Origin of the sequence: Corallococcus aberystwythensis (assembly GCF_003612165.1) — a bacterium.
Taxonomy (GTDB): domain Bacteria; phylum Myxococcota; class Myxococcia; order Myxococcales; family Myxococcaceae; genus Corallococcus; species Corallococcus aberystwythensis.
The window spans coordinates 1-24051 of the sequence record NZ_RAWK01000106.1; the positions used below are offsets into that span (position 1 = coordinate 1).

Annotated in this window: 23 protein-coding genes; 16 read left to right on the forward strand and 7 right to left on the reverse strand. The window is 70.2% G+C overall.

Annotated features, from left to right (window positions below):
* Window positions 1-290 precede the first annotated feature (290 nt).
* From D7W81_RS18655 to D7W81_RS18665, 3 genes are read right to left on the reverse strand one after another with little or no spacing between them, the layout of a single operon-like run.
* Window positions 291-1508: a FecR family protein gene (locus tag D7W81_RS18655; RefSeq protein ID WP_120556746.1), complete on the reverse strand. Its 1218-nt coding sequence runs from the start codon at window positions 1506-1508 to the stop codon at window positions 291-293.
* A 38-nt stretch (window positions 1509-1546) separates the two neighbouring features.
* Window positions 1547-3499 carry a serine/threonine-protein kinase gene (locus tag D7W81_RS18660; RefSeq protein WP_120556747.1) on the reverse strand — a complete coding sequence of 651 codons (1953 nt, stop codon included), beginning with the start codon at window positions 3497-3499 and terminating at the stop codon, window positions 1547-1549.
* A 58-nt stretch (window positions 3500-3557) separates the two neighbouring features.
* The gene (locus D7W81_RS18665; RefSeq protein ID WP_120556748.1) at window positions 3558-3950 is read right to left on the reverse strand and encodes a PEGA domain-containing protein; all 393 of its coding nucleotides are present in this window, start codon (window positions 3948-3950) and stop codon (window positions 3558-3560) included.
* A 443-nt stretch (window positions 3951-4393) separates the two neighbouring features.
* Here D7W81_RS18665 and D7W81_RS18670 point away from each other — a divergent pair, with 443 nt between their 5' ends.
* From D7W81_RS18670 to D7W81_RS18730, 13 genes are all read left to right on the forward strand, one after another.
* Entirely contained in the window at window positions 4394-5302 is a 909-nt protein-coding gene (locus D7W81_RS18670; RefSeq protein WP_120556749.1) for an isopenicillin N synthase family oxygenase, read from the forward strand.
* Window positions 5295-6026 carry a PIG-L deacetylase family protein gene (locus tag D7W81_RS18675; RefSeq protein WP_120556750.1) on the forward strand — a complete coding sequence of 244 codons (732 nt, stop codon included), beginning with the start codon at window positions 5295-5297 and terminating at the stop codon, window positions 6024-6026. Before D7W81_RS18670 ends, D7W81_RS18675 begins: the two co-directional genes overlap by 8 nt.
* A 41-nt stretch (window positions 6027-6067) precedes the next feature.
* Window positions 6068-7948, forward strand: a complete 1881-nt coding sequence (locus tag D7W81_RS18680) for a glycosyltransferase (RefSeq protein WP_120556751.1) — start codon at window positions 6068-6070, stop codon at window positions 7946-7948.
* A 38-nt stretch (window positions 7949-7986) separates the two neighbouring features.
* The gene (locus D7W81_RS18685; RefSeq protein ID WP_120556752.1) at window positions 7987-9090 is read left to right on the forward strand and encodes a class I SAM-dependent methyltransferase; all 1104 of its coding nucleotides are present in this window, start codon (window positions 7987-7989) and stop codon (window positions 9088-9090) included.
* Between the two features lie 292 nt (window positions 9091-9382).
* Window positions 9383-9940, forward strand: coding sequence for a thioredoxin domain-containing protein (locus tag D7W81_RS18690; protein WP_120556753.1), 558 nt, complete (start codon window positions 9383-9385; stop codon window positions 9938-9940).
* Complete coding sequence (locus tag D7W81_RS18695) at window positions 9940-11439, forward strand: methyl-accepting chemotaxis protein (RefSeq protein ID WP_120556754.1); 1500 nt, start codon at window positions 9940-9942, stop codon at window positions 11437-11439. The genes D7W81_RS18690 and D7W81_RS18695 overlap by 1 nt, the downstream gene beginning before the upstream one ends.
* 42 nt (window positions 11440-11481) lie before the next feature.
* On the forward strand, window positions 11482-12693 hold the full coding sequence (locus D7W81_RS18700; RefSeq protein WP_120556773.1) for a proprotein convertase P-domain-containing protein: 1212 nt from the start codon (window positions 11482-11484) through the stop codon (window positions 12691-12693).
* 125 nt (window positions 12694-12818) lie between these two features.
* Window positions 12819-13307, forward strand: a complete 489-nt coding sequence (locus D7W81_RS18705; RefSeq protein WP_120556755.1) for a tenascin-X — start codon at window positions 12819-12821, stop codon at window positions 13305-13307.
* A gap of 81 nt (window positions 13308-13388) precedes the next feature.
* Window positions 13389-14912 carry a hypothetical protein gene (locus D7W81_RS42390; RefSeq protein ID WP_158621624.1) on the forward strand — a complete coding sequence of 508 codons (1524 nt, stop codon included), beginning with the start codon at window positions 13389-13391 and terminating at the stop codon, window positions 14910-14912.
* A gap of 114 nt (window positions 14913-15026) precedes the next feature.
* On the forward strand, window positions 15027-15380 hold the full coding sequence (locus tag D7W81_RS18715) for a hypothetical protein (RefSeq protein ID WP_147445529.1): 354 nt from the start codon (window positions 15027-15029) through the stop codon (window positions 15378-15380).
* A gap of 70 nt (window positions 15381-15450) precedes the next feature.
* Window positions 15451-16077: an SRPBCC family protein gene (locus D7W81_RS18720; RefSeq protein WP_120556757.1), complete on the forward strand. Its 627-nt coding sequence runs from the start codon at window positions 15451-15453 to the stop codon at window positions 16075-16077.
* Window positions 16077-16406 (forward strand): ArsR/SmtB family transcription factor, encoded by a 330-nt coding sequence (locus D7W81_RS18725; RefSeq protein ID WP_120556758.1) that lies wholly within the window; start codon window positions 16077-16079, stop codon window positions 16404-16406. Before D7W81_RS18720 ends, D7W81_RS18725 begins: the two co-directional genes overlap by 1 nt.
* Before the next feature lie 107 nt (window positions 16407-16513).
* Window positions 16514-17029 (forward strand): OmpA family protein, encoded by a 516-nt coding sequence (locus tag D7W81_RS18730; RefSeq protein WP_120556759.1) that lies wholly within the window; start codon window positions 16514-16516, stop codon window positions 17027-17029.
* Window positions 17030-17090: 61 nt separating this feature from the next.
* On the opposite strand, the gene D7W81_RS18735 is transcribed toward D7W81_RS18730, so the two are convergent.
* A complete protein-coding gene (locus D7W81_RS18735) occupies window positions 17091-18782 on the reverse strand; it encodes a DUF4114 domain-containing protein (protein WP_120556760.1) in 1692 nt (563 codons plus the stop codon).
* Between the two features lie 47 nt (window positions 18783-18829).
* Between D7W81_RS18735 and D7W81_RS18740 the strand changes: the two genes are divergently transcribed.
* The 3 genes from D7W81_RS18740 (at window position 18830) to D7W81_RS18750 (ending at window position 20721) form a co-directional block, all read left to right on the forward strand.
* Window positions 18830-19567, forward strand: coding sequence for a class I SAM-dependent methyltransferase (locus tag D7W81_RS18740; RefSeq protein WP_120556761.1), 738 nt, complete (start codon window positions 18830-18832; stop codon window positions 19565-19567).
* Between the two features lie 91 nt (window positions 19568-19658).
* Window positions 19659-20030, forward strand: coding sequence for a DUF3060 domain-containing protein (locus D7W81_RS18745; protein WP_120556762.1), 372 nt, complete (start codon window positions 19659-19661; stop codon window positions 20028-20030).
* 112 nt (window positions 20031-20142) lie between these two features.
* Window positions 20143-20721, forward strand: coding sequence for a CAP domain-containing protein (locus D7W81_RS18750; RefSeq protein ID WP_120556763.1), 579 nt, complete (start codon window positions 20143-20145; stop codon window positions 20719-20721).
* A 20-nt stretch (window positions 20722-20741) separates the two neighbouring features.
* Here D7W81_RS18750 and D7W81_RS18755 read toward each other — a convergent pair whose 3' ends face one another.
* The 3 genes from D7W81_RS18755 to D7W81_RS18765 are packed head-to-tail and all read right to left on the reverse strand — an operon-like array spanning window position 20742 to window position 23867.
* Window positions 20742-21569 carry a crotonase/enoyl-CoA hydratase family protein gene (locus D7W81_RS18755; RefSeq protein ID WP_120556764.1) on the reverse strand — a complete coding sequence of 276 codons (828 nt, stop codon included), beginning with the start codon at window positions 21567-21569 and terminating at the stop codon, window positions 20742-20744.
* A gap of 48 nt (window positions 21570-21617) precedes the next feature.
* Window positions 21618-22535: a hypothetical protein gene (locus D7W81_RS18760; protein WP_120556765.1), complete on the reverse strand. Its 918-nt coding sequence runs from the start codon at window positions 22533-22535 to the stop codon at window positions 21618-21620.
* Window positions 22536-22550: 15 nt separating this feature from the next.
* Window positions 22551-23867, reverse strand: a complete 1317-nt coding sequence (locus D7W81_RS18765; RefSeq protein WP_120556766.1) for a DUF1444 domain-containing protein — start codon at window positions 23865-23867, stop codon at window positions 22551-22553.
* Window positions 23868-24051: the final 184 nt, after the last annotated feature.

Genomic DNA, 24051 nt, shown 5'->3' on the forward strand with positions numbered 1-24051 from the left:
CGCCCGATGCTTCGCCCATCCAACCAGATGGGTCTGACATGGACGCGCTGGCCCACCCCCCTTGCCTCCTGGTGGGCCAGCGCGCTCCCGGGCGCCAGGCGTTGCGAACTGGTCCGACAGTCGGACCAGTTGGGCGACGTCGGTCCCGGCAGGGACCTCTGTCCGTCCATGGAGCCGCCTGCCGTCCACGCACGCGCACCGTCGTGGCCCTCGGCGGCGCTTCGCAAAGGCGCGTGTCCTCTCTGAGAACCCCGGTTGCGGCATGGGCTGGCGAACTTCTGGCGACCTGCTTAGCGCTCCACGGGAAGGGCCGGGTCTCGTGCGCGGGGGCCGGACGTGCCGGGCACCACCAGCCTTCGGGCTCTCTGGAACAACGGGACGGGCGGGTCGTCCGCCACGTATACGCCCCAGTAGTACTCGCCGGGGGCCAGGCCAGGCAGCACCACTTGCTGCGGGCTGCCCTCGCGTACGAGCACCGGGTGTCGCAGGTCGCGGTCGCGCGCGACCACCAGCCGGTAGCGTGGCTCTCCGCCAATGGACTGCCACGCGAAGACGAGATCCTCGGTGGGCAGGTCGCCCGGGGCCTCGTAGCCATCCCGGGGGGTGACGAGCAGCCCCCGGGGCCGCTGGCGCTCCACGAAGATGCGGCGGGCGAAGCCGGACTCTCCTGGCCTTCCTGCCTCATCCAGCGCGGACACGCGCCAGACGAACGTGCCGGGCTCCGGCGGGAAGAACATGAAGCCCAGGCTCTCCACTTGCGTGTCCACGATGCGCCGGGTGAAGCCCAGGTCGCGCGCCACCTGCACCTGGTAGCTCCGCGCTCCATCCAGGGGGCTCCAGCTCAACGGGATGCGCAGCTCCGGGCTCCACGCGATGCGCGCGTCCACGCCCGGTGAGAGGCTGGTGGGAAAGGGTGAGCCATCGTGTTCGGCGTCCTCCAGGCCGCGCGCGACGTCCAGCCAGTTGCCGGCTTCAAGCGTGCGGCGGTGAGCGCCTTCGGACAGCAACAACCGTCCGCGGGAAACGCTGAGGTGCATGCCGCGCGCGGTGCGGGTGACGCGGAACTCCGTGGGGCCCGCGTGTGCTTCCACCGTGAGCGCCACCTGCCGTCCATTGTCACCGCGAAGCACGAGCGGGCCGTCCGGCAGGGCGTCCTCGGGCAGCAGGCCCCGGGCGGTTCCCGACTCCAGCGCCACCACCGAACCGCCTCCTGCCGGAGGTGCGGGTCGCTCGACCAGCACCACGGTGCGCTCCTCCAGTTCAATGCGGCCGCCGCCCCGAAGCTCGATGCGCGTGGAGGCGTCCGGCCCGGTGCGCACCCAGTCACCCGAGCGGAAGGTGGCGCCCGCTTCGAACGGCTCCCAGTACGCATTCGCCGTGCGCATCGTCTCGACAGGCCCGCGCGCGACGGCGCAGGTGGCCACGATGGCGGACAGCTCCCGCGACACGCTCTCCGGCGCACCCTCTTCCTCCGAGGTCCGTGCACAACCCGCGGCCATCAGGAGCACGAGCCACCTCCAGGAGCTCCAACGCGGAAGGGCCCTCCTCATCGCACCCTCCAACCCGAGGGTGCCTTGCGAAGCTCATCTTCCAGGAGCCGGAGCCGGAGGCGAGGCGCGCTCCGCTCAGGTGCCGCCTCCAGCGCGGCGCGCAGGTGCGCCATCGCCTCCGTCACGTCTCCGCGCTGCGTGGCCTCCGCCGCCAGCCGCTCGAAGGCATCCGCCAACGCCGCCAACCGCATGCGCACGCGAGGGTCCTCGGGTCGCAGCGTCCGCGCGGCCTTCAACTGCGCCAGCGCCGTGTCTTCGCCCGCGCCCGTCAGCTTCGCCACCGCGATGAGCCGGTCCGCGCGTGACAGGTGCCCGGCCAGCGCCACCTCCCGCGCATGCAGCGGCCACATCAACGCCGCGCCCGTGGCGCAGAGGACGGTGAGCGTCAGCGCGCCCCACCGCAGCGCCCTGCCGTGCCGTGCGACCACCAGCTTCACGGCCACCGGAATGCGCTGCTCCACGGCGCCGAGCCACCGGCGATACGTCGGGAACGCATGCGGCCGGTCCTTGCTCCGCGCGGCCCCCATCAGCGCTTCCGTCTCACGCCGGGCCCGGTCCAGCGATTCGCCGAACAGCTCGTGCATCGTCTGCACCAGGTCGAACGGGGGCAGGGTGCTCCGCACGCGCTCCAGTGCCTGCCGCAGCACCTTCGCGCTCGGTGCCCGGGCGGACGGTTCCGGCGCGGTGGCCCACTGCACCAGCCGCTCCAGCTCCGGCGTCACCTGGGAATGGAAGTGGGACGGCTTCAACAGCCCGGGGGGGCCCTCCACGCCGCTGGCGGCCTCCGACGCCCGATGCAGTGTGAGCAGTTCGTAGAGCACCAGCCCCATACCGTGGACGTCCCAGGCGGGCTCCGGGCGGCCTCCGGCGGCCTGCTCGGGCGCCATGTACGCGCGCTTGCCCACCACCAGCAGATCGTTCCCGCTGGCGATGCTGGCGGACGCCACCCCCATGTCCACCAGCTTCACCTCTCCGTGCAGGCCGACCAGCAGGTTGCCCGGGCTCACATCGCGGTGCACCAGGTGCAGCGGACGTCCGTCCAGGTCGCGCTGTCCGTGCAGGTACTCCAGCGCCTTTCCCAGCTCGATGGCGAGCGTCACCGCGAGCGCCACCGGCGGCGGACGGCCGCGCTGCCGCAGCGCCTGCACCAGGTCCGCGCCGTTGCGGCCGTGCACGTACTCCATGGCCATGAAGGGCCGGCCCGCGGCGCTGCCCACGTCGAACACCTGGATGACGTTGGGGTGCTGCAACGTGGCGCTCAGCCGCGCCTCCGTGAGGAACAGCTCCGACAGGCGCGGGTGCCGGGCGTACTCCTGGAACACCAGCTTGAGCGCCACCAGCTTGTCCACGCCCTCCGCCATCGTGCGCCGGGCGAGCAGCACCTCCGCCATGCCGCCCGCCCCCAGCCGCTGGAGCAGCTGGTACGGCCCGAACGCGTCGAACGGCCGCAGCCCGCCCTGCCACGCCTCCGGGTCGCGCGCGTGCAGCAGCTCCAGGTGCGAATAGTCATTCAGCGCGGATACGCCGCTGACGGTGGAGCGGGGCCGGATGCCCACGGGCGTCGGCTCCTCGCGCCACGTGTCCTCGCTCCCCATGGAACCGCCGCCGGGTGCGCTCGCGGGCGGCGTCCCCACCGGCGCGGGCGAGGGCGGCTCGCGAGGGCTCAGGGGCAGCGGAAGGCTGTCCGCGTCCAGCGCGACGAACTTGACGAAGTAGCCGCGCACCCAGCCGGACACGCCGTGCTCCATCACCCGCACGCGGCCGGAGACCGCAGGGCCGTCCCCCTGGAAGGCCACCCGCAGCGGGAACTCCGTCCCGATGGGCTGCGGCGTGTCCTCGGGAACGAACAGGCCGTGCTCCGTCATGCTCTTCCACAGCCGCGCGCGAGACTCCGGCGCGTCCGCGAACGGCAACCGGAACAGCCGGCCCTTCCTCCCTGGCAGCTTCACGCCGGCTCCTTCCCCCAACGGCAATGGCGGTGCGCTTCGCGTCACGGACCGCTTCGCGTCATGGCGAAGCGGTCAACGTCACCTGGATGGGCTCGGGCCGGTCGCCCACCAACACCTCGGCCCGCCACGTGGCGTGGCCCTCCAGCCGGACGCTCACCTGGTGGACACCGGGCGCCAGTGGAAGCAGCGTCCCCAGGTGCCGCGCGAGCCCCATCGCGCGGCCATCCACGAAGATGCGGGCGCGGTCCGGCATCACGTCCAGGCGCAGGCCCGTCGTCGTCGCGCGCTCCACTCGCGCCGCGGCGCGGACCGGCGCGGGCATCGGGGGCCGGATGGCCTCCACCCGCAGCAGTGCCAGGGCATCGCCGTCGCGCGAGACAGGGTGGCGCGCACAGGCGCAGGTCCCCGTCATCAGGGCGGCGATGAGCAGACGTCTCGTATGCGGAGGCATGACAGGGATTGGAGCGCGAGCGCGGGGGCCTCCGTCAAGGCACCGGCCCCCACGTCGCAATCGCTGTTCCCACCCTTACAAACAGGAGAGAGCAGCGCTCCCGGAGGTGCTTTCCAGACCCACCTGCCCGGGTCGTTCTCCAGAGTGGAAAAGGGGTGTTCCCAGGTGGACGGATGGCCTCCGTCCGTGTCTCCCATCCACTCCTTGCCCGAGCGACGGCGCGTGTGTGCCGGGCGACCTGGGAGGTGACTGGATTTGAGAGGCATTGGACCCGGGTCCGGGTCCGGGTGGATCCACGCATGTCAGACGCCACCCGTAACCTGCGACACGTTCCAGCCTGAATCCCACCCATGACGATCCGACATCCCATGCCCGCCACAGCGCCCCGGACACCGGCCCCGTCCCTGCCTCCCAGACCCTTCACCTCCGCGCGAGACGGCCTCGTGCGCAGACAGCCCCAGCGCTTCACGGACATCCGGCCGCTCAGGCTGGAGGACTTCGTGTCCGGGACGCCGCGCCAGCGGGAGTCCTTCGCGCGGAGGCTGATTACGCACCTGTCCGAACGCGGCTTCGTCTACCTGGAGCGTCCCACGGCCTTCCTGGAGCGCCACGCCCTGGCGGGACTGTTCGAGCGCTACGAAGCGACCTTCCAGCACGCGCTCCTGGCGCATCCGTACCTGCACGCGCTCCTGCCCGCGGCCACGGTGTTCCAGACGGGCTACAACGCCACCTGGTATCCGGAGTCGCCGGTGGTGAGGCAACCCATCGAGGCGTTCATGGCCAAGCCCGCCACGTGGACGGGCTTCCGGCGCCGGCTCGTGCCGGAGCCGGTGCGGGAGCTCCTGGAGGCCTCCGAGGACGCGTACGACGCCTGCCACGCCGTGGGCATCGCGCTGCTGGAGGCGATGGAGCTGGGCTACGGCCTGCGTCCCGGGGGGCTCACGCGGCTGTTCCGCCGCCGCACGGAAGGGGCGGTGCGGTTCGTGAAGTACCACGCGCCCAGCACGGCGCGGCGCAGGCGGGAGGTGGTGGCGCACGCGTCGGAGCCGCACTCGGACAAGAGCTTCTTCACCTTCAACCTGGGGGAGTCACGGCCGGGGCTGGTGTGGCTGGACGGGAACACGCCGCGCCTCATGCCCAACGACGCGGGGCACTGGCTCATCACCTCCGGCCGCTTCTCCGAAGGGCTGACGCGGGAGCTGGACGCGCCGGTGCGGGCGTTCCGGCACACGGTGCACAACGATGGCGAGCGCGTGGTCATCCTCGGGTTCGTGACGCCCGAGGGCGACCTGCACGACCTGCCACTGGACAGCTGGCCCGCGCCGCCGCTCGCGGGAGGCGCCCGTGGCTGAGCGCGCGCGCGGACGCGGAGAAGAGGGGCCGGAGCACGTCTTCTTCTCCCCGCATCCGGATGACGTGGCGCTGGGGGCGTACGCGAGCCTGCTCGGCGTGCCCCGGGGCATCGTGCCCACGCTCGTCACGGTCTTCTCCCAGAGCTGCTGGGAGTTCGTGCTGCCGGTGGACCCGTCACGGGCAATGGCGGTGACGTCGCTGCGGATGGGCGAGGACCGGCGGTTCGCCCGGGCGCACGGCGCGGACCTGGTGCACCTGGGCTTCCGCGACACCAGCCTGCGCGCGCCGCCCGGAGGCCCCGCGGAGCCGGAGGCGGCCCGGGAGGCGCTGGCCGCGCGCGTGCGGCTGGCGCTGGGCGAGGTGCTGGCGAGCGTGTCCGAGGAGGCCCTCCTCTACGTGCCGCTGGGCATCTCCAGCCACGTGGACCACCTGCTGGTGCGCGACGCGGTGCGGGCCCTGCGCGGCGAGCGGGGCGTCGTCTACTACGAGGACCTGCCGTACTCCGCGCACCACCCGGAGGACGAAATCGTCGACTACGCGTGGGCGCTCGGGCTGTCACCCCGGTGCCTGGACATGACGACGCTGTGGTCCGCGAAGCTGCGAGGGTTGTCCTTCTACGCCAGCCAGCTGGAGCCCCAGACGCTGCCCGCGGTGGAGGCGCACGCGCGGCGGCTGGGCGCGGGCCGGGGGCTGGCCGAGCGCGTGTGGACGGTGGCCCCATGAGCGCGCGGGAACCCCGATGGATTGGGACGCAAGAGGGGGACATGCTGGTGCACCTCTCCTATGAAGCCACGCGCACGCTGGGCGGCATGGGCGTGGTGCTGGAGCACCTGCTGTCCGCGCCGGAGTACCGGCAGGCCTTCCCGCGCACGCTGCTGGTGAGCCCCACGGTGCGGCCGTGCGGCCTGGGGAGCTACGCGCCGGAGGAGTCGCTGGCGCGCGACCTGGAGGCCCACGGCGAGGTGTTCTACAGCGGCCTGCGCCAGGACAACCCGGAGCGGTGGACGCGCGTCTTCCGGCCGGTGGAGGAGAAGCACGACGTGTCGTTCGTCTACGGGCGGCGCGACGCTCCGGGCGGCCCGGTGGAGGTGCTGCTCGTGGACCTCACGGACGTGCTCCGGGGCTACCGGGTGCGGCTGGGCACGTTGCCCGGGTTCCTCGCGCGGCTGCACACGCTGCTCGGGGTGGACCTCCCGTTCGACTGCCGGGGCCGGCGTCCGGCGGCCTGGCGGGGGCTGTCGCGCGTGTGGCGCAATCGCTTCGGCACGCGGCTGGGCGCGGCGCCCTGGGTCAACGGCCTCTTCCGCAAGGCGGTGCGGCACGGCTTCATGGACGCGCCCGCGCTGGACCATGACGCGATGCTGGCCATCGTCCTCGCGGAGCCCGTCTTCGACGCGCTGGAGCGGCTGCGCCCGAAGGACTGCGCGCAGACGGTCATCCTGGCGCAGGAGCACCTGTCGCTGCCGCTCGCGTACAAGGCGCTGCTCGACGGACGCGGCTGGTGCCGCACCGTGTACTACGCGGGCGAGGTGCGCACGCCCCGGGTGCTCGTGGAGTACGGCGAGGGGGGGCAGGGCGCGTCCGACGCGCGCTTCTACAACATCCAGCGCCTGGGGCTGGAGCAGGGCAGGACGCTGGACCAGGTGTACCCCGTCGGCACCTGGCCCAACTTTCAAATCCTGCGCAACGGCCACCTGTGCGACCGCGTGGGCGCGGTGAGCGCCTCCGTGGCGGACGAGCTGCGGTTCCTGGACAGGCGCTATGCGCTGCACCCGGTGACGGTGGTGCCGCACGGGCACCGGCCCATCGAGACGGGCTGGGACGCGAAGGAGGCCGCGCGGGCGAAGGTGCTGGCTCACGCGCGCAGGCAGTGGGGAAAGGACTTCCGCCTGCTGCTCACGCACATCGCGCGGGACGAGGTCTGCAAGGGGCTCTGGCGCGACGTGGACGTGTGCGAGCACCTGGTCACGCTGCTCCCGCCGGAGCGCAAGCCCGCGCTGCTGGTGATGGTGACGGAGTGGAACGAGGCGGAGCCGTCCGGCAACCTGAGCGCCCTGAAGGCACGGGTGGACGCGTTCAACGCGAAGGACACGGGCCTGCACATCGCGCTGGTGAACCAGCCCACGTGGCCCGCGGGACTGGACTTCACGCGGGACGACCTGCACCGCGCCACGGACGTGTCCCTGGGGCAGTCCCTGTATGAGTCCTACGGCCTGGCGCAGCTGGAGGCCCTGGGCTGCGGCGCCATCTGCGTCATCTCCGGCGTGAGCGGCGCCCGGCGGGCCCTGCGCGCGGTGTGCGAGCGGCAGGGCCTGTCGGAATCCGCGCATCCCAACCTCGTGGTGTCGGACCCCGTGGCGGACGCCAGGGCCGCGGGCCTGGCGCACACGGTGGAGGCCTGGAAGGCGCTGCCTCCTGGCGTGCTGCGGGAGCAGGAGGTGCGCACCGCGGAGCGCGTGGCGCAAGAAGTGGTGCGCCGCCTCCCGCGCGACGCGCACGAAGGACGCCTCCTCCTGGCGACGGGCTGGGCGCTGTCGGAGCGGCTGCGCTGGGAGCCGCTCATCCGCGAGCAACTGCTGCCGCTCATCCGCTTCCCGAAACAGGAAGCGGAGTCCGTATCCGACTGGAGGGCGGCCCATGGCTGAGCCCCTGACGAAATCCCTTTCAACGCGGAGTGCACCCCATGGCTGAGAACAACCCCGCCCCGGCGCTCATCGTCGTGGCCCATCCGGAGGACGTGGTCCGCCTGTTCAGCACGGTGGCGCCAGGGGCGGACCTCGCGGTGGTGACGGAGGCCGGAAGCGCGGGCCGGGAGCTGGAGGCCGTGGGCCGGGCCCTGGGCGCGAAGAGCACGCACCTGCTGCTGTCACCCTCGGAGGTGGGGCCGTGGTGCCGCGAGCAGCGCTCCCGGGGCGACGTCCGCGTCTTCACGCACAGCCCGCAGGAGGACGCACCGCTGCACCGCGAGGTGGCGCTCCTGGTCAGCCGCGTCTTCGACCGGCTGTGGGTGCCCGCCACGGGCGCCAGGCCCACCGCGTGCACGGTGCTGGACGACGCGGCCTTCGAGCGCAAGCTGGGCCTGCTCAACACGCTCTACCGGGAGCGTCCGGATGGAGCGGGCTTGGGCGCCTGCACGGACCCCGTGCGTGACGGGCCCGGCATCGAAGCCTTCACGGAAGCGCGGGCCGGGGACGTGGTGCGCGCCCTGTCGCTCACGAAGCCGGAGGTCTTCTCGGAGCTCGCGGACCCCTGGGGCTTCGCCCGCTCCACCTACGAGGCCGAGCGCTTCGCCCTCACCGCGAAGGTGCTGGGGGCGCTGCGCCCCGCCGTCCCGCCCCGGCGCGTGGTGGACGTGGGCGCCTGCGAGGGAATGATGACCGAGCACCTGCTCGCACTCTTCCCCGGCGCGAACGTCCAGGCCGTGGAGTCCGAGCCCCGCTTCGTCACGCGCCTGCGCGAGCGGCTGGGAGGCCATGCCCGCGTGCGCATCGTGGAGGCCAGCGCGGAGGACGTGGCGCTGGAGGCGGACCTGGTGCTGCTCGCGGAGGTGCTCTACTACCTGTCCGAGGACGCCACCCGCGACCTCCTGGACCGCCTGCGCGCGTCCCACCTGCTCACGTCCTACGGCGGAGGCTTCGGTGCCCAGGTGCACGCCACGCTCGCCGGGCGAGGCTGGAAGTGCGTCCGGTCCGCGACACTTCCGGGCCGCATCGAGCCCGTGGACGGCGCCGGGAGCCCGCTGCTCGTGCGCCGCGCGGGCACTGAAATCCGCCTCTGGGAACGGTGATAACAAGAATTCACGGGCAGTGAACAGGGTTTGTTCATCCCGGGGCATGTCTCTCTCGCAGTAGGCGCTGCCCTCTGAAAACGCCTGTTTTACAGGGTCAAGGATTGTATAGACTTGCTGTCTGAATATGCGTTGCCAATGACACGGGAAGTCTTCAGCATGGCCGTGCATGGCTGCCCCGGTTGGTTCGCATGGCCCCGTGGATGCCCCGGCCCGGGCATCCCCTGAAGAGGGTCTGAAACACAGTGCGCTCCGGCGCCGGGCGCTGCCGTGGTGCATCGGCGGATGGTGCGTGGCGAGCGTGCTGGGGCTCGGGCAGCTGTGGTCGCATGCGAGCACCCAGGGGCTCGCGGCCACGCCTCCTTCCCGGTTGCCGGAGCGGTTCGTCCGGGCGCCGGGCGCGTGGACGCTGCTCGTCTTCCTCCATCCCCAGTGCCCGTGTTCGCGCGCGACGCTCGCGGAGCTGGCGAAGCTGCTGGACCGCGAGGGCGAGCGGCTCGCCACGCGGGTGTTCGTCTGGGCGCCGCGCCAGGCGCCGCCGGGCTTCGAGCGCTCGGAGCTGTGGACGCGCGCCGGGGCCCTGCCCGGGGTGGAGGTGGTGGCGGACGTGGACGGGGCGGTGGCGCGCGAGCTGGGCGCGCGCACCTCGGGGCAGGTGGTCCTCTTCTCGCCGGACGGAGTGGAGCGCTTCAGCGGAGGCATCACCCCCGCGCGGGGCCACGAAGGAGACAGCACGGGAGCAGACGCCATCCGCGGCCTCCTTCGCGCGCAGGCCTCTCGCTCCTTCACCGCGCCGGTCTTCGGCTGCGCCCTCCAGACGCCCCCTTCGTCCCCCCGCGAGCTCCCGTGATGCGAATCCAGCTGTCCGAAGAGGCGGTGTCCGCGCGCTCGCGCCAGCTGTTCGACGCGCAGTGTCTGTCATTGGGCCGGCGGACGGACCGGACCTTCGTGGTCCTGATGGGGTTGCAGTGGTTGGCGGGCATCGCGGCGGCGCTCTACCTGTCCCCCCGGGCCTGGGAGGGATTGCAGAGCACGGTCCACTTCCACGTGCTGGCCGCGGTGGGGTTGGGGTTCCTTCTGGGCGGGCTGCCGGTGGTGCTCGCCCTCACGCGGCCGGGGCGCGAGTCCACGCGGCACGTCATCGCGGTGGGGCAGGCGCTGATGTCCGGGCTGCTCATCCACCTGATGGGCGGACGCATCGAGACGCACTTCCACATCTTCGGCTCGCTGGCGCTGCTCTCCATCTACCGGGACTGGAAGGTGCTGCTCACCTTCAGCGGCGTGGTGGCGGCGGACCACTTCCTGCGCGGAATGCTCTGGCCGGAGTCCATCTTCGGCATGCACGCCCACGAGTCCTGGCGGTGGATGGAGCACACGGCGTGGGTGGCCTTCGAGGACGTCTTCCTCGTCGCCTCCTGCGTGCAGGGCCAGCGCGACCTGTGGGCGGCGGCGCGGCGCGAGGCGCAGCTGGAGCTGTCCCGGAGCGCGGTGGAGGAGCGGGTCGTCCGGCCGCTGATGGGCTCCGCGAGCGCGCTGCGCGACTCCGTGAAGACGCTGACGGAGTCCACGGGCGAGCAGCGCCAGGAGTTCTCCCGGCAGGCCCGGTCCCTGGAGGAGGCGCGGGTGACGGCGGAGGAGATCCGCCAGACGTCGCTGGTGGCCTCGGAGCAGGCCGCCCGGGTCCTGGGGGCCACGCAGCAGGCCGGGGACGTGGGCGCGGCGGTGGAGGAGGCCATCGGCCGGAGCGTGGAGGGGCTGGCGGACCTGCGCGCGCAGGCGGCGGACATCGCCGAGCGCATCCAGGGGCTGGCGGCGTACACGGAGCGGATCGCCGGCATCACCCGGACGGTGCAGGACCTGGCGGACCAGTCCAACGTGCTCGCCATCAACGCGGCCATCGAGGCGGCGAGGGCAGGGGACGTGGGCCGGGGCTTCGCGGTGGTGGCGCGTGAGATTCGCGGCCTTGCGTCCCAGTCCGTGACGGCCACGCAGCAGGTGCGCGCGGTGCTGGACGACACGCGCTCCCGCATCCAGGGGGTGGTGGACCTCACCCGCCAGGGCGGCGAGCGGATGGGCCGGGGCATCGAGACCATCCGCGCGTCCGGTGAACGGCTGGGGATGCTGTCCGGACTGGTGAAGGGCAACGCGGACGCCGTCCGCCAGATTTCAGCGTCGGTGAGCCAGCAGTCCGCGGGCGTGTCCCAAATCTTCACCGCCGTGTCGGACCTGACGGCGCTGATGCAGGCCTCGGTGGTCCGGGTGGAGGCCACCCACGCGGCGGCGGACCGCCTCCAGCAGGTCACCGGCCAGGTCCACGGTGTCATCGCGCTGTATCAAGACAGGACCTGAACGGTCACCGACACGCGGCCCGTCATGGAGTACATGGAGGCCATGACCTCCAGACTCCGTCGTTTTCTGTCGTTTTCCTCGGTTCCCCTCCTCCTGAGCTGCGGCGCTGCCGCGGTGTCGGACACGCCGCCCGACGCGCTGGCCGTGCAGGCGCAGGAGCTGGCCACGGGCACGCCCGCGGGCATCGGCGTCGTGCTGTTCCTCAACGAGTACGCCCTGAACTTCAACGTGCTGGACACGCAGGTGCCGCTGAACTCCCAGGCGGCGCAGAGCATCATCAACTACCGCTTCGGGCCGGACGGCATCTCGCACACGGCGGACGACAAGCGCTTCGTCTCCATCGAGCAGGTGGATGACCTGATGTACGTGGGGCCCGCGGCGCTGAGCGCGCTGGAGGCCTACGCCCGGGGCACGGGCCGGGTGGAGCTGCCGGTGGACGGCTGGGTGGGCACGTTCCAGGGCGTGTCCTTCAACGTCGCGGAGGCGCGCCGGGTGCTGGCGGTGGTGAACACGCAGTCGCTGACGGCGCTGCAGTCGACGTACAACGTGCCCGCGGCGGCGGCGAACGCGATGGTGGCGGCGCGGCCCTTCTACGACATCCTGACGCTGGGCCGGCTGCCGGGCGTGACCACGCTGGCGCTCCAGAACCTCAAGACGGCCACGCAGCAGGGTGAGGAAGGCGACCCGTGCACGGGCGTGGGGACCTGCGGGACGAATCTCCACTGCGAGGGCAAGCCGTATGACGGTTCCAGCCTCTACGGCCGCTGTGTGACGACGTTGAGCATCCCGGGGGACGGCGCGTCGTGTTCGCGCTTCGTGCCCTGTCAGGACGGGCTGGCGTGCCACGGCCTGGACTCGGGCGCGACGGAGGGCTGGTGCCGGCCGGCGTGGATGTCCGGCGAGTTCACGTCGTACGCGGACCTGACGCTGCAGGGGAACACGACGCCGCTGACGGCGACGCAGCCGGTGGTGGGCCTGGCAACGGTGCCGGAGGACATCACGGTGGAGCTGGACCTGGCGCACAACAACCCGTCCAAGCTGGTGCTGACGCTGGAGGATCCGGGCGGTGAGACGGCGCTCCTGTGGGACGGCCCCAACGAGGGCACGCCGCCCAAGCGCATCCCGGTGACGCGGGGCATCCCGCGCGACGGCACCATCAACGGCCTGTGGAAGCTGCACATCGTCAACCCGTCGGGCGTGGGCAACGGCAAGCTGCGCGAGTGGAAGCTGAAGCTGACCAGCCGCTGGGACTGATGCAGTCCCTCGAAGGATGATTCGAGGCCCGCGAGGCATGTCCTCGCGGGCCTGCGGGGTAGGGCGCTCTGTCGCGTTATACCGGGTGTGATATCACTGGGAGTCCCTCCAACCGGGAGCCTTCCGTGAAAGCACGTCTGTGGATGGTGTTCGCGTCGTTGTCGTTGGGATTGCTTGCCGCATGCGGCAACGTGGCTGAAGAGTCCGTGACGCTGGCGCAGGATGAGGCCGCGCTCGGCGACTGTCCGTGTGGAGGCGTGGGCCCGTGGAACTGTCTGCCGTGTGCCTATATCTGCGGTGACGGCGTCTGTGACAGCGCCAACGGCGAGTCCATCAGCACGTGCGCCGAGGACTGCACCCCCGCGCCCTATTGCGGCGACGGCTGGTGCAACAACGGTGAGACGTCCAGTGGGTGCCCGCAGGACTGCGGCCCCGCCACCTGGTGCGGCGATGGCGTCTGCCTCGGAAACGAGACGGTGGCCAATTGCCTGCCGGACTGTGGAAGCCTGACGTGTGGCGACCATTTCTGCGACTCCCACGAGAGGGGCTGGTGCTTGGACTGCGGTCCTGTCTGCACGGGCCCGACCTGCCCGCAGGAACCGCAGGGCCCTTGATCCCGACGCATGGGGGCGACCCATTCGGGTGGCCCGGTGCGTATTCCTTTTGACGGCCGGGTCACCCATCCAGGAAGAGCCATGCATCGCATCCTTCGTCGTTGTGGGTCCGCCGCGGCCTTGTCGCTGGCGGGGTTGTTGACGCTCACCGCTTGCGAGCCGGAGGCCTCCGGGCCCGAGGCGATCCCCCCTCAATCCCTTGCAACCGTGGCGGCTCCGCTGGCCCTGGGGCAGGGAGGGTTCACCTCCTGCGTCTGGGGAAGCCCGGACTGCAACCTGTGCAGCCCGGACGTGCCGCTGCGCTTCCAGGAACTGCGCGACCACGGCGAGGTGCTGGGCTTCCATTCCGGAGGGTTCAACCTCAACGTGGCCTACCCGAGCAGCAATCACTGGGAAGGCATCCAGCGCCTGTCGACGCGCTCGGGCACGCTCCTCGTCGCGTCCAAGCGGGACGACGCGCCCGGGGGCAACGTGGGACACCTGGTGCAGATGGCCACCCGCAACGGGGAGGGGCGGCGCTTCCGCTCCAACCGGCTGTCCCCCTCCATCAAGGAGCCCGAGAACACGCCCCCGCCAGGCGGGGACACGGTGGTGGCGGCGCTGCCGGTGCTCGACGGCTACCGCCACGGCGGCGGCATGCAGGCGGCGGGCAACATCGTGGCGCTGCCCATGGAGGAGGGGCCCGGCCTGGGGCGCATCGCGCTCTATGACTACAATGAATCCCTGACGCCGAGCCCGTTCGCCTATGTCCACGGGCTCACGGGGACGGCGGGCACGGCGTCGCTCACGAAGCTGTCGGACGGGCACTTCCTGCTCCTGCTGGGGCAGGTGGACGCGAACACGCTGGAGGTCTTCCGCTCCACGGAGACCAACCTCCGGGCCGCGACCAATCAATGGCAGCGCGTGGACCTGTGGCAGAAGTCAGAGCTTCCGGACGGGCAGTGGGGCGCCTTCCAGAACCTCAACTTCGTGACGGACTGCAATGACTCACAGCTCTACCTGGTGGGCACGCGGCTGGGGGGCCTGCGCTGGGGCGCGGTGAGCGACGACTACGCGCACCTGTACCGGGTGCACCTGGATGGCCACATGCGCCTGGAGCACGTCGCCTCCAAGCACATGTACTGCAGCAACGACGGTTCGCGGCAGTGCAACCTGGACGCCGCCGCGGGCCTCTTCGTGGGGCCCGACCGCGGCCTCATCCTCTACGCCACCGAGCACGCGGATGACGGCCCGGCTTCGACGGTGAAGATGGTGGAGTTCCGCAGCGTCTGGGCGGACACCTTCTGCCGTACGGATGTCTGGCGCGCCTATGTCGACTTCTACGACGACTCCGACTTCAGCGACCGGGGCTTCATCTTCGACCACGAGGACAAGGGCCTGAAGAACTGGGCGAACTTCAACGACGTCGACGGGTTCAACGACAAGGCCTCCTCGGTCCGCTGGTGCCTCCCCCCGGGCTACCGGGTGCGGCTCTACAACGACTCGAACTTCCGGGGCGGCTACAGGGACCTCGTCGGCGACGGCACGCTCCACGAGGCCAACCTGAACAGCAAGGCCTGGGACTTCAACGACAAGGTGTCCTCCGCGCTCTGGATGGCTGACTGACGGGGGCTGGTGCTATCGCATGCCCCCATGCGAAATCCCTTCCCGTCGCCTGCCCGTCCGGCGCTGCTCCTCTCACTGCTGCTGTGCGCATGCGCCGGAGGCCCGCGGAGTTCCATGAACCCAGACCATCCCTCTCTCCAACGTGGCGAGGTGCTGTTGCGCCTGGGCACGGGCAGCGATGAAGTCCTCCCAGCCGATCCGGCTCCCTCCGTCCGGGACCTCGGCGCCCACGCGGGCTTCGGCCAGGCCTGGACCTCGACCTCGGTCCGGGCGTCTGTCTACCTGTTCGACGGCTACCACGATGCGAACGCCGCGGAGGCCCGCTTGGCGAAGCAGGTGCCCGAAGGTCAGCGGGGCGCCGGAACGGTCAATGGCGACCTGCTCCTGTGGACGACCGTCAAGACGACGGACGAGGCCGGCCGGGCCATCGTCGAGAGACTGCTCGGGGCCTTCGCGGGCGAGGAGTGAGTGGGAATATAAGAATTGACTAATATGAGTGCGGACTGTAATTCCCCCTGTGAACGCAGGAGGTCCGCACATGCTTCACCAGATCATTGGCGCCCAGTTCCGCGCATGCGTCGAGCGCGAGTACGAAGGCAAGCCGGCCCATGTGGTCGTCGCGCAGCGCGTCTATCCCACCGGCATCGAGGACCTGTGGGACGCGGTCACCAACGCCGAGCGCATCCCGCGCTGGTTCGCGCCCGTGGAAGGGCAGCTGCGCAAGGGCGGCCGCTATCAGATCAAGGGGAACGCGGGAGGGACCATCACGCGGTGTGAGCAGCCCACGGCGTTCGACCTCACCTGGGAGATGAACGGCGGCATGAGCTGGGTGACCATCCGCCTGGCGCCGGAAGGAGAGGGCACGCGGCTGACGCTCGAGCACATCGTGCACGCCGCGGACGTCGAACAGTTCTGGAGCCAGTTCGGCCCCGGCGCCACGGGCGTGGGCTGGGACCTGAGCTTCCTGGGGCTGGGTGAATACCTCCTGACGGGCAGGGACGTGGCCGCGGAAGCCGCCGCGTCCTGGGGCACCTCCGACGAGGCGAAGACCTTCATGCGCTCCAGCGCCCAGGCCTGGGCTGACGCCCACGTGGCGGGCGGCGAGGCGCCGGACGTGGCCCGAGGGATGGCCGAGCGCACGGCCGCGTTCTATACAGGAGGCTGATGCACGCCTTCGACGTCCTCGGCGATCCGGTCCGCCGCCGCATCCTGGAGCTGCTCGCGGAAGGCGAGCATGCCTCCGGTGAGGTCGTGGCCGTGGTGCAGCGCGAGTTCGGCATCACGCAGTCCGCCGTCTCGCAGCACCTGAAGGTCCTCCGCGACAACGGCTTCGCGACGGTGCGCGTGGATGGCGCCCGTCGCCTCTACGCCGTGGACGCCGCGCCCCTGGCGGAGGTGGACGCCTGGCTGAACCGCTTCCGGGCGTTCTGGACGCCGAAGCTGGACGCCCTGGCCACAGAAGTCGCGCGGGGGAAGAAGAAGCGGGGCGAGTAGGGGGCGGGCCGCCTCACCGCCCACGCCTTGTCGCTGGACGCGGCGAGCCACCCCCGGCAGCTTCTGGCTCCGGCTCCCTTCCCCCTGGAGCCCAAGGAGTCCCAGACATGAAGCTCAAGGCGCTCTGCATCGCCGTATCGCTGCTGGCCGTCCCGGGTGTGGCCACCGCGCAACTCTCCATGGATTCGCTCAAGAAGGCCGCGGGCGACGCCAGCAAGTCCACCGTCGAGAAGCGCGTCAACACGAAGCTGACGGAGGAGGGCCGCAAGAACCAGTGCAGCTTCAAGACGGGCACCGCCGAGCTGACCCCCGGCTGCGACGCGAAGCTCAAGAAGCTCACCAACGCGCTCGTCGACGCCAAGAAGCAGCTCGTCGCCGCAGGCGTCAAGAGCTACAAGTTCGAGGTCTCCGGCCACACCGACTCCACGGGTGACGCCGCGAAGAACAAGACGCTCAGCGAGCAGCGCGCGGAGGCCATCGTCAAGGAGCTCGTCGCGCGAGGCATTCCCCGCGGAGAGATCATCGCCGTGGGCTACGGCTCCGAGCGCCCGCTGGTGAAGCCGGACAACACCGAGGCGAAGAAGGCGCAGAACCGCCGCTACGAGCTCCAGGTCCGGCTGTAGTCCTGCTCACGGACGACGACAGGGCGGCGTCGCTGGCGCCGCCCTGCCATTCAGGACGGAATCAGGGGGACACGGGGGCGAAGACGTACCCCACATCCACGTTGGTGATGGTGGGCAGACAGGCCGCGTGGGTCCCGGAGATGCTGGCCATCCAACAGGGCTGGCTGCCCGGCGTGCTGGACACGTCGATGAAGGCCTCCTGTGCTCCCACGGCGAAGGTCACCGGATGCCAGGAGGGGGTGATGTTGATGCTGCATTCGTACGAGGTGCACACGCGGCAGTCCGTGGCCACCGCGTAGGAGATGGCGGCGCTGGAACCGCAACCGGTGCCTGGCGCGTCTTCCTTGCGGAAGCGCATCTGGGAGATGGCGCACGCCGGATCCGGGAAGTAGGGGGAAGGAAACAGGACGCGCGACCTCACCGCGCTGCTCGCGTCGCCCCGGAACTGGAAGACGGCGTCGTTGAAGTCCCGGTCACCGCCTCCGTTGAGGTCCTCGAAGGCCAGGATCCAGTCCTGCGGCGTGCCGCCAGGTGCCCCCAGGACGGCGTGCGGCATCTTGCCGTTGCCCGAGACAGCAACGGTGGTGGCCTCCATGGGGAGCGAGGTGCTTCCGTAGGGCGCCGTCCCGAGGCGGGCCAGGGCCTCCGCGTCCAGCCATCCGCACAGGTCCTGGCCCGTGGAGGCGACGGTGCACGCCCCGTCAAACGGGTGGGGTGCCTCGGGGCTGCAGTCCTCGGAGGACGCGCACCCGATGTTGCGGGTCGCGACCGGCATCTGGCCCACGGGGTCCTGGTCCAGGTTCCACTTCGCCTTGGAGAAGAACACGGACGTGGAGGTCTTCAGGTGCAGGGTGCACTGGCCGTCGGCTGCCTTGCGCAGGCACGGATACACCCGGCCCTCGTAGGGGTTGTGGACGGAGTCGTTCGCGACGACCAGGAAGAAGACCATCTCCCATCCCGCGTTGATCGTCCCCAGGTCCACCGTCTGGCTCCCGCCAGCAGGGAAGAAGACCGGGTGGCCCAGCCCGCGGTGGTTGTTGGCGGCGTGGGCGGGCTCCAGCAGGTTGGGGATGCGCTCGAAGAGCCCCTTGTCCGAGTAGCCCGTGCGAGGGACCGCGGGCGTGTTGCTCCCCACCACGTCAATCCGCACCTCGGGGTAGTCGCCAGGGCGTGCGTCCATCAAGAGCACCCCGGACGTGAAGGCGGAGGTGCAGGATTCGTTGAGCGCCAGCTCGGGCTGGCTGTAGGTGAAGCCTCCCGAGGCGAAGGTCCGGCTGCAGCGCCGGGTCGTTCCCACGTAGGGACGCGCCTGGGAGCCCGTGGGCGGGGCCAGGTTGTAGAGGTCCTCGTGCAGGTCCGTGATGCCATTTCCATTCAGGTCCAGCAGGTTGCCATTCACGTCGAGGTAGCCCCGCGCCTTGAGCTCATGCTCGTAGAAGTAGCCAAGCCAGGGGCCCGTGCTGGAGGCGTCATGGACGGACGTGGCGGTCACCCGCTGGGACACGGGGAGCACGAGGTGTTCCGCGGACGTGAGCGCCTGGGGCGGGGTGGCGCGCAGCGTCTGCTGCGGCGTGAGTTCCATCTGTTGGAAGTACTGGAAGGATGAGGCCTCGAAGGGCGGCGCTTGGTCGGCTTGCAGGTCGAGGTCGTAACAGCTGCCCGTTGACGCGGCGCTGGCCGTCGCGGGCAAGGTCACGAAGAGCAAGGTGATGCCAGCCCCCAGGCTCAGGATGTGAAGGGAATGCGGACGCATGGGTAGACTCCTCGTCAGAAGGTTGATGCCTGGAAAGGTCGTGCGAAATGTCAGCGCAATACGATCAGATTGGCGTGAAGGTCGCGGACTGGGATGTCCTGCCGGTCCGCTCCGAGTACATCGAAGGCCACACCTACTTCAAAGCGCTCGGCTCGGTGAAGGGACAGTCCGTCCTGGATCTCGCGTGCGGAGACGGCCTGTACACGCGGCAGCTCCAGGAAAGAGGTGCCGGCCGTGTGGTCGGTTTGGACATCTCCGAGGAGATGATCCGCGTCGCCCGGGAGCAGGAGGCGTCGCAGCCACGGGGCATCGAGTACCACGTGTCGGACGTGGCGGACATGGCCCCGCTGGGTGTCTTTGATTGCGTGACGGCCATCTATCTTTTGCACTACGCGCATTCGCCCGAACACCTGCTGCGCATGTGCCGGAACATCCATGCCCACCTGAAGCCCGGGGGCCGCTTCGTCACCTACACGTTCAACCCCGGGTTCAGCGCGAAGGGGCCCAACAGCACCCGCTACGGCATCACGATGTTGGACTTTCCGGAGTCACCCCGGGAAGGGCAGGCCATCTCCGCGGAGCTGCACACGAAGACGCCCTTCACCATCCACTTCTCCCACTGGAGCCGGGACACGTACGAGACAGCGCTGCGCGAAGCTGGCTTCCACCAGCTCACGTGGATGCGGCCGGAGTGCTCAGCCGAGGGCACCGCCCGGTACGGCCAGGAGTTCTGGCAGGACTACCTCGACAACCCGCACGCGGTCGCGCTGCGCTGCGAGCGGTAGGCGGCTTCTCCGATTGAATCTCCTGTCGCCCGTCACGTAGAGGGGAACCGTGCGGCATCAGGCCCGCACCTCTCCACAGGGGACACAACGGATGAACAGGAAGCTCGGCACGGCAGTGTTCATGATGGTGGCATGTGCCTTCGGCCCGGTGACGGCCGTCGCGCAGGACGACTCGGAGGGTTCAGGCAATATCGACATCACCGGCTCTGGCGAGACTGCGGCCCACGCGTGTACGCCGGACAGCACGGTGGAGATCACGGGCTCGTCCAACACCGTGACGCTGACCGGCGAGTGCAAGAGCGTCACCGTAAACGGCACCGGCAACAAGGTGAAGGTGGAGGCCACGCGTGCCATCGACGTGACGGGGAGCTCCAACTCCGTCACCTGGAAGCGCGGCCACGGCAAGTCGAAGCCGAAGATCAGCCGCACCGGCATGGACAACAAGATCACGCAGGAGAAGTAGTTGCCGGACCGCGCGCCTGCTTCGGCATGGAAGCAGGTGCCGGTCTTCACTTGAAGCCCCGAAAGAGGGATTATCCGAACAGCCGGATTTAACTTCAAGAGAGGTTCCTGCCATGAAGTCCTCCTCCCGTTCGCTGTCCCTGCTGGTCCTCGGCGCTGCCCTGATGGGTGGCTGTGAGGCGGAACAGACGACCACGCCCACGAGCGAAACCCCCGTCCTCCCGACGGATGACCTGCGAACGATCGATAGCCGCTCGACCATCAGCTGCTTCACGTCGGGAATGGAGCCTGCCGTGCTTTCGCTCATCAACCAGCGGCGCGCCACGGGTGCCGTCTGTGGTGGGGTGGCGAAGTTGCCGGTGCCCCCGCTCACCTTGAACTCACAGCTGGGCTGCACCGCGCTCGCTCACGCCAGGGACATGGCCGCGAACAGCTTCCTTGGCTACAACAGCCTGAACGGCGCGACCCCCCTGCGGCGGATCACGGCCTATGGCTACACGCCGCTGTCGTACGCGGAGGAGAACGTCGCCGCGGGCTACAGCACCCCGGAGGCGGTGGTGGAGGCGTGGATGGCCAATGCCCATGACTGCAACAACATCATGAACCCGGCGCACATCCACGTGGGCATCGGTCACGCCACCGTGCAGGGCAGCACGTTCAGCTACTGGGCGCAGGACTTCGGCCGGCCGTAACGGCACGGCCCTCGCTCCTGTCAGCGGCCCTGGAACTTCGGCGGACGGCGTTCAGCGAAGGCGGCGAACGCCTCCGTCAGGTCATGGGACTGGAGGAACGCGGAGTTCCAGACCGCCACGTAGCGCAGCCCGTCCGCGATGGACTTGTCCGCGCAGTACTCCATCACCTGCTTGGCGCCCTGGATGACGAGCGGCGGGTTGTCAGCGATCCGCCGCGCCGTCGCCCGCGCCTCCGTGAGCAGGGCCTCGGGGGAGGGGAAGACCTCGTTGACCAGGCCCATGCGCAGCGCTCGCGCCGCGTCCACGTCGCCGCCGGTGTAGGCCAGCTCGCGCGTGTTCCCCTCGCCGATGATGCGCGGCAGCCGCTGGAGCGCGCCCAGGTCCGCGACGATGCCGACCTTCACCTCGCGCAGGGAGAACTTCGCCTCCTGCGAGCAGTACCGGAAGTCACACGCGGCGATGAGGTCCATGCCCCCGCCAATGCACCAGCCATGCACCGCGGCGATGACGGGCTTCCTGCACCGCGCCACCCCTTCCGTTGCCTGCTGCATGTCCCCAATCAGCTTCAGCAGCTGGCTGCGCTCCAGCGCCAGGTTGCTCTCGCCGGTGAGCAGCGGCCCCAGGGACTCCATCATCCCCATCAGGTCCAGGCCGTAGGTGAAGTGGCTGCCCTCGCCGCGCACCAGCACCACGCGCACGGCGTCGTTGGCGTCCAGCGCGCGCAGCGCCTCGGGCATCTCCCGCCAGAAGTCCGGGCCCATGGCGTTGCCCTTGCCCGGGCCGGTGAGCACCAGCTCGGCGATGCCCTCGGCCTTCTCGATGCGCAACGACTTGTACGTGCCGTCCATCCGTTCCCTCCCAGCGAAGTGAGCGGACGGCACTTGAGCAGATGCGGCTCAGGCGGGCCAGAACCGGCGGCACTCCGCGCTCCATTGCGCATGCTGGGCGTTGCCGGACATCCAGGTCTTGTAGCGGTACTCGTGGCGGCTGCGCTTCTGGAAGTAGAAGGACCAGCGCCCTGACTCCCGCACCCCGAACACGGTCCCGAACTGCATCAGCTCGTCCTGGTCCACCTTCCAGAACGACCGGAACGCATGCGTGCCTACGTGGTGCCAGGAGGTGCCGCTCACGCCGTGGTCGTATTCAAGCTGGGCGGTGCCCGCGGCGCTCAGCATGCCGGGCATGTAGTCCAGCATCGACGCGGAGGCCGACGAGCCCTGGCTGCCGCCCATGACCTTCCGGGCGGCGTTGAAGCGGGCCTGCATCACCTGCACCTTCGCCTGGTACCTCGCCGCGTCGTTGGGCGCGTTGGCTCCCGCCGAGTTCGCGTTCAGGTGGTACACCGTCGGCGACGCGGGATCGCCGGTGACGAAGATGGAGCACCCCTGGAGGGCGGCGGTGACGAAGTAGTTCGCGTGCGCGCCCAGCCGCACGCAGTGGGTGCTGTCGAAGCCCCAGTGCAGGTAGTAGAGGTCGAAAGACTGCGCCACCACGGGCCCGTCCACCAGCAGGCCCATCAGGTCATGGTCCCCGTTGAAGATGACGCCGGTGCCCGGCTCGGTGAGGGTGTGGACGTTCTGCGACAGGTCGACGGCCTCGTGCAGCGTCGCGCTGAGCACACAGCCCTGGGTGTCGTAGACCGTGGCCTCCAGTCCGTGCGGATCCAGGTTGCGCTCGTGCATCAGGCGCTTCAACCCGACGAGCGACCGCTGCTGGGACGGCGGTGCCGCCGCCCCCATGAAGGCCGGGAAGAGGGCCTGCTTCCCGGCCTTCTTCACCAGGTCCTGGGGCTTGTAGAGGGGAATCGGGGCCAAGGGCGGTCCTCCAGGTCAGGGTACGTCCATGGCTGTTGAATCTGCCTTCCAGCGCTGGAGCTGTTCCTTCGACGGAAAGCCTGTCACGCGGTAACGCTCCGGGTACATCCCCAGCTCGGGCATCAGCAGCGTTCCTGCGTCGCGCACCACCAGGTCCCAGCGCACAGAGGCCACCGGGGGCGCGTCGGGGCCCAGCGCCGCGTCCACGAAGAGGATGACGTCCGCGCGCGGGAGCAGCGACTCGCCGTCATTGGACCAGACGGTCTGGCTGAAGAAGCGTCCCCGGGCGTCCTTCTCCGGAATGAACCCGGCGACGAAGACCTCGCTGTGCTCCTGCTCATGCTGCTGCCGCAGCCGCTCCGTCTGCTCCTGGTAGCCGCGCATCCGGCTGGCGAACGCGAGGTGCTCCAGGATGCTCCGCGACGGGCTCTCCGCTCCGGGAAGGAAGGGCTTCCATCCGTCAGCCGTGAGGCGCAGCGCGTGCCCGTCCACGGGGCGCGGTGCGCGGATGCCCTCCAGGGCCGCCTCCGCCACCGTGAGCAGGCCCGTGGCGTCCTCGGAGCCGGTGATGAGCAGCGTGTCCCGGTTGGGCACCACCACCACGGGCTCGCCCTTGACCTCGCAGCCGCGCACCACGTCCTCCAGCAGCAGCCGCGAGGCGGCGTAGCTGTCATTCGTGAAGAGCGCGCAGGCGCCCAGGGTCAGCTGCCGGAGCGGCACGGTGTCCATCCGCCGCAGGTTGGCCATCGCGTCAGCGCGGGCCTGCTCGTACGTGATGCCCCAGCGCGTCAGCTCCTCCACGGGCACGTAGCGCATGGCGTCCGGGGTGTCCTGCACGAGCGCCTCCGCCAGCACCTCGCCCACCGGACGCCAGGACACCGGCGCCGACTCGCCGGTCTGCTGGGAGAACTGCTCGAAGGTGTCGCGGGCGCGGATCACGAGCCGCAGGTACGGACGTGCCTGCGCGTAGGTGGCCGGGGCCTCCGGGAGCACGCCCGCCCGCCCCAGTCGCGCGAGCACCGCGACGCGCCGCTCGGGTGGGGCGTCCTGGTACTCGCGGTGGAAGTTGGCGAGGAAGAGGGACATCCCCAGACCACCGTCCGGGGCGTAGCGCTGGATGAGGAAGCGCTCCGGGTCGTACTTCAATTCGCCCGTGGGGTCCGCGGCGCGGAGGGCCTCCAGTGCCTGCTGGGCGAAGGCGTCCGGGTCGCTCGCCTCCGGGAGCAGCGACCCGGGTACCTCCTGCGTTCCGCTGGCGAAGAACAGCGCGGTGACGAGCACCAGGGCCGACACACCGAAGCCGGCCACCTTCCACTGCGTGTTGCGTGACATGGGGCCGGCAGCAGACACCTGCCGGGGTGCTTCACGCAACTGCGCAGGGGATGCGCGGCCCTGCCTGTCGTCAGCAGCCTGTCTGGGGCGTGGTCGTCGTCACTGCCGCGCGCCACGAAACTGAATCCTCCGGCCATCCGGTACGTTGTCTTGATGCTGATGATCACCCTCATCGCCCGTGCGC

What these genes read in the sequence shown, in the direction of transcription:
- D7W81_RS42390 (WP_158621624.1), top strand. Translation starts at nt 13,389, where the DNA reads ATGCATCGCATCCTTCGTCGTTGTGGGTCCGCCGCGGCCTTGTCGCTG.
- D7W81_RS18715 (WP_147445529.1), top strand. Translation starts at nt 15,027, where the DNA reads ATGAACCCAGACCATCCCTCTCTCCAACGTGGCGAGGTGCTGTTGCGC.
- D7W81_RS18725 (WP_120556758.1), top strand. Translation starts at nt 16,077, where the DNA reads ATGCACGCCTTCGACGTCCTCGGCGATCCGGTCCGCCGCCGCATCCTG.
- D7W81_RS18665 (WP_120556748.1), bottom strand. Translation starts at nt 3,950, where the DNA reads ATGCCTCCGCATACGAGACGTCTGCTCATCGCCGCCCTGATGACGGGG.
- D7W81_RS18765 (WP_120556766.1), bottom strand. Translation starts at nt 23,867, where the DNA reads ATGTCACGCAACACGCAGTGGAAGGTGGCCGGCTTCGGTGTGTCGGCC.
- D7W81_RS18680 (WP_120556751.1), top strand. Translation starts at nt 6,068, where the DNA reads ATGCTGGTGCACCTCTCCTATGAAGCCACGCGCACGCTGGGCGGCATG.
- D7W81_RS18745 (WP_120556762.1), top strand. Translation starts at nt 19,659, where the DNA reads ATGAACAGGAAGCTCGGCACGGCAGTGTTCATGATGGTGGCATGTGCC.
- D7W81_RS18750 (WP_120556763.1), top strand. Translation starts at nt 20,143, where the DNA reads ATGAAGTCCTCCTCCCGTTCGCTGTCCCTGCTGGTCCTCGGCGCTGCC.
- D7W81_RS18730 (WP_120556759.1), top strand. Translation starts at nt 16,514, where the DNA reads ATGAAGCTCAAGGCGCTCTGCATCGCCGTATCGCTGCTGGCCGTCCCG.
- D7W81_RS18685 (WP_120556752.1), top strand. Translation starts at nt 7,987, where the DNA reads ATGGCTGAGAACAACCCCGCCCCGGCGCTCATCGTCGTGGCCCATCCG.
- D7W81_RS18755 (WP_120556764.1), bottom strand. Translation starts at nt 21,569, where the DNA reads ATGGACGGCACGTACAAGTCGTTGCGCATCGAGAAGGCCGAGGGCATC.
- D7W81_RS18740 (WP_120556761.1), top strand. Translation starts at nt 18,830, where the DNA reads ATGTCAGCGCAATACGATCAGATTGGCGTGAAGGTCGCGGACTGGGAT.
- D7W81_RS18695 (WP_120556754.1), top strand. Translation starts at nt 9,940, where the DNA reads ATGCGAATCCAGCTGTCCGAAGAGGCGGTGTCCGCGCGCTCGCGCCAG.
- D7W81_RS18720 (WP_120556757.1), top strand. Translation starts at nt 15,451, where the DNA reads ATGCTTCACCAGATCATTGGCGCCCAGTTCCGCGCATGCGTCGAGCGC.
- D7W81_RS18735 (WP_120556760.1), bottom strand. Translation starts at nt 18,782, where the DNA reads ATGCGTCCGCATTCCCTTCACATCCTGAGCCTGGGGGCTGGCATCACC.
- D7W81_RS18700 (WP_120556773.1), top strand. Translation starts at nt 11,482, where the DNA reads ATGACCTCCAGACTCCGTCGTTTTCTGTCGTTTTCCTCGGTTCCCCTC.